Origin of the sequence: Amycolatopsis sp. H20-H5 (genome assembly GCF_035828755.1) — a bacterium.
GTDB lineage: Bacteria > Actinomycetota > Actinomycetes > Mycobacteriales > Pseudonocardiaceae > Amycolatopsis.
On sequence record NZ_JAYMZS010000061.1, the window covers coordinates 49,397 to 53,111 of the forward strand.

Below are 3,715 nucleotides of genomic sequence, written 5' to 3' on the forward strand. Positions count from 1 at the left end.
CGAGCCCGAACCCGCCGCCGAACCCGATGTCCGCGGCGGTTTCCCCGCCTCGCAGCTCGAGCGCGTCGACGGCCGCCGTCACGGCACGGCGATTGGCACGGTTCAGCAAAGCGCCGACGGCGCGCCCGCGCACTCCGGTGGGGTGGCCGAGCTGCTTGGCGAGTCCGGCCGACATCGTGCTCCGCAATCCCATCGGCCCAGTCTTCCGTGCCGGACGCGGTCACGTCCAACCTCACCGGGGGCTGCCAGACTGACTGGCGGTACCGGGCGAAGGAGGAGGATCGATGGGCGTCGAGACAGCAGGCATCGCCGTGGTGACGGGAGCGGGGTCGGGGCTGGGCCGCGAGATCGCCAGTGCGCTGCTCGGCGCGGGCTACGGCGTCGCGCTCGCCGGGCGTCGCGCCGAAGCGCTCGCCGAGACAGCCGACGGTGCCGAGGCGGCGCTCGTCGTGCCCACCGATGTCACCGATCCGGCGTCCGTCGCCGCGTTGTTCGAGGCCGTGCGCGCCCGATGGGGCAGGCTCGACCTGCTGGTGAACAACGCCGGCGTCTCGCTCGGCGGGACCGTCGACGAGCTGTCCGTCGAGGACTGGCGGCGGACCGTCGACACGAACCTCACTGGCATGTTCCTCTGCGCCCAGCAGGCCGTCCGGCTGATGAAGGCGCAGGAGCCGCGGGGCGGGCGGATCATCAACAACGGCTCGATCTCCGCGCACACCCCACGTCCGGCCAGCGTCGCCTACACCGCCACCAAACACGCCGTGACCGGGCTGACGAAGGCGATCTCGCTCGACGGCCGCGCGCACGATGTCGCTTGTGGACAGATCGACATCGGGAACGCGGCCACCGAGATGACCGCGCGGATGACGGCAGGCATCCCGCAGGCCGACGGCCGGATCGCCGTCGAGCCCACCTTCGACGCCCGGCACGTCGCTGACGCCGTGCTCTACATGGCCGGGCTGCCACTCGACGCGAACGTCGGGTTCCTGACGATCACCGCCACCGCCATGCCGTTCATCGGCCGGGGCTGAGGTCGCGGGCGGCGAGCTGCGCCAGCCGTCCGTCGAGCTCGGCGAGGTCGGCCAGGAACCAGACCTGACGGCCCCGGTTGGACTCGGAGACGAAGTCCCGCAGCGCCGGGCTCGCGGCGACGTGCTCGGCGATGTCACCGAGAGTTGCCACCCGCGGCCGGTAGTTGACGAGCTTCTGCAGGAGGTCACCGGCGAGCCGGGTGCTCAGGTCGAAGAACCGGACGTCGAGCACCTCGACCGGGATCGCGATCAGGCCTGGCTGCTCGAAGTAGGCCCACCCGAGTGCGTCGAGGACGTCCTGCTCGGTGCTGATTCCCGGCCCGTCGGGCGCGAGGAGTATGACCTGCACGCCGTGGCGGCCGGAAAGGTGTCAGAACGCGTCTGAGAACTGACGTAGCAGCCGCCGCTCGAAGCCTCGGGCGCCTGGCCTTCGAAGCCGCTTACCCTCCACAAAGGACGAAAAGTCTGCCCATTCGCCCGTTTATACCGCCATGACCGTTTCACGCGTGCCCTGAAGGCCACCATGACGGCGTTAGACGCCGTGAAGGCTCCCATCAGGGCACACGGCAAACCTGGGGTAGCGACCGAAGGGGACCCCCTTCACCAGAACAGACCGCGTGAAAGTCCCCGTCGATCAGGCTCAGCACCTCGGCCGTGTCCGCCAGCCCGCCCAGCACGATGAGCTTCAGCCGGGCGCGGCTTTCGTCGTGGGCGGTCTCGACACGCGGCGGCGGCACCTCCCCGCGACGGGTGCTGAGTGAGCTCGTGACGAAGAGGACGCCCCGGCTGGCCTCGGTGCTGTCCAGGTCTTCGAGCTGCACGATGCTCGACACCTCGGTGTCCGGTTGGAGCGCGGGCGATCCGGTACTGCTTGCCGATCCGCACCGCCTTCAGCCGTCCTGAGTCACGATCCTCCGCACTGCTTTGTCATTGCCTAAAAGACAGTTGCACGAGGAGTGATGGGGAAGGTCAGGGAATAATGTGGTCCTTCCGGAACTGGTCGAACAGGCGGAAGAGCATCTCCTTGGTCTCGACGTACTCGTGGAAGCCGTGCCGCCGCGACTTCGAGCTGTCCGCGAACATGTCGTAGTCCCACGAGAAGACGAAGTCGCCGAAGCCCCAGGAGGAGACGTCGCGGTAGGAGGCCGTCAGGCCGTACTTGCCCGCCATCGCGCTCCACAGCGGTTCCTTGTCCGCCATCACCACGTCGAGCGACATCGGCAGCGGCGGCGCGGTCTCCAGCCCGAAGTACCGCGCGATCTCCGGCCACAGCTCGCTCCACCGGAACAGGTCGCCGTTGGCGATGTTGAACGCCTGGTTCGCGGCACTTTCCCCGGTGGCCGCCCACACCGTCGCCTTCGCGAGCAGTCCGGCGTCGGTCATCTCCAGGAGGCTGTCGTACGCGCCCGGTTTGCCGGGGAACCGCAGCGGCAGGCCGAGCTCCTTCGAGATCGAGGCGTAGACCGCGATCGTGAGCGCGAGGTTCATCGGATTGCCCAGCGCCGCGCCGCCGACCACCGACGGCCGGATCGCCGAGTAGGTCCAGGTTTTCCCTTCCTGGCGACGTTCCAGGAAGTCCTGCTGGTCCACATTGAACTCGGGCGGCAGGTGCCCGGCGTCGGTCTCGCGGGCCGGGGTCTTGAACGGGCCGAGGTGGGCGCCGTAGACCTTGTACCCCTGCATCAGGCTGACGTGCCGCAGGCCGGTGGCGACGGGTTCGATCGCGTCGATCAGGTTGGTCAGCATCCCCAGGTTCGGCGGCACGAGCTCGGCCCAGGTCGGCTTGTCGACGTAGGCCGCGTAGAAGACGTGCGTGACGTCGGTGAGTCCGGCGAGCTTGGCGCAGGTGTCCTCGGGGTCGAGCAGGTCGACGGCGAGGTGCCTGCCGCCTTGGCGGGACAGGCCCACGACGTCCCAGTCGTCGAGGCTCGACAGCTGTGCGACGAGGGTGCTGCCGATGACCCCGTTGGCGCCCGCGACCAGTGCGACCTTGCGTTCTTCGTTCATGCCCCCGATCTTGTCCCCTCGTCGGGTCATGAGTCCAAGGCATAGTTATCACTTATGCGATAAGTTATGGTCATGACAAGCCTGCGGCAGCTCGAGTACCTGGTCACCGTGGTCGACTCGGGGTCGTTCACCCGGGCGGCGGAGCTCCTCCATGTGACGCAGCCCGCGTTGTCCCACCAGATGCGAGTGCTCGAGAAGGGCGTCGGCGGGCCCCTGCTCGAACGGCTGCCGCGTGCCGTGCGGCTCACGCCGATGGGCCGCGCGATGCTGCCGCACGCAAGGGCCGCGCTGGCCGACGCCGAACGCGCCCGGTGCGCGGCGCGGCAGGCGTCCGGGCTGGAAGCCGGTGAACTACAGGTCGCGACGGTGTATTCGGTGAGTCTCGGGGTGCTGCCGCCCGCGTTGCGCGTGTGGCGGCGGGAGCGGCCGGAGGTCGACGTCCGGCTGTTCGAGTACCGCCACGCCGACGAACTCCGCGACGCGATGGCCGCGGGGGAGGCCGACGTCGCGGTCGGCCCGCCGCCCGCGGGCTGGGAAGGGCCGGTGCGCACGCTCGGGGTCGAGGAGTTCGTCGTCGTCCTCCCGGCCGACGGTCCCACCGAGGACAACGGTTCCGGCAGCGTCGACCTGCGCACACTGGCCGACTGCGCCTGGGTCCACTACGCGCCGGGCAACGG

Annotated in this window: 5 protein-coding genes and 1 pseudogene; 2 read left to right on the forward strand and 4 right to left on the reverse strand. The window is 69.4% G+C overall.

The window, feature by feature from the left end; translation table 11 throughout:
* A pseudogene (locus QMK34_RS28595) lies at nt 1-193 on the reverse strand (SAM-dependent methyltransferase); the annotation flags it as partial.
* A gap of 91 nt (nt 194-284) precedes the next feature.
* Here QMK34_RS28595 and QMK34_RS28600 point away from each other — a divergent pair.
* On the forward strand, nt 285-1,031 hold the full coding sequence (locus tag QMK34_RS28600) for an SDR family oxidoreductase (RefSeq protein ID WP_326417597.1): 747 nt from the start codon (nt 285-287) through the stop codon (nt 1,029-1,031).
* Here the strand turns inward: QMK34_RS28600 and QMK34_RS28605 are convergent.
* The 3 genes from QMK34_RS28605 to QMK34_RS28615 all read right to left on the reverse strand — a co-directional run bounded on the left by QMK34_RS28605 (nt 1,015) and on the right by QMK34_RS28615 (nt 3,038).
* Entirely contained in the window at nt 1,015-1,380 is a 366-nt protein-coding gene (locus QMK34_RS28605; RefSeq protein WP_326417598.1) for a DUF4180 domain-containing protein, read from the reverse strand. The genes QMK34_RS28600 and QMK34_RS28605 overlap by 17 nt on opposite strands.
* Nucleotides 1,381-1,585: 205 nt before the next feature.
* Nucleotides 1,586-1,852, reverse strand: a complete 267-nt coding sequence (locus QMK34_RS28610; protein ID WP_326417599.1) for a hypothetical protein — start codon at nt 1,850-1,852, stop codon at nt 1,586-1,588.
* A 148-nt stretch (nt 1,853-2,000) separates the two neighbouring features.
* On the reverse strand, nt 2,001-3,038 hold the full coding sequence (locus tag QMK34_RS28615; protein ID WP_326417600.1) for an SDR family oxidoreductase: 1,038 nt from the start codon (nt 3,036-3,038) through the stop codon (nt 2,001-2,003).
* Between the two features lie 72 nt (nt 3,039-3,110).
* Here QMK34_RS28615 and QMK34_RS28620 point away from each other — a divergent pair.
* A partial coding sequence (locus tag QMK34_RS28620; protein ID WP_326417601.1) for a LysR family transcriptional regulator occupies nt 3,111-3,715 on the forward strand: 605 nt, incomplete at its 3' end.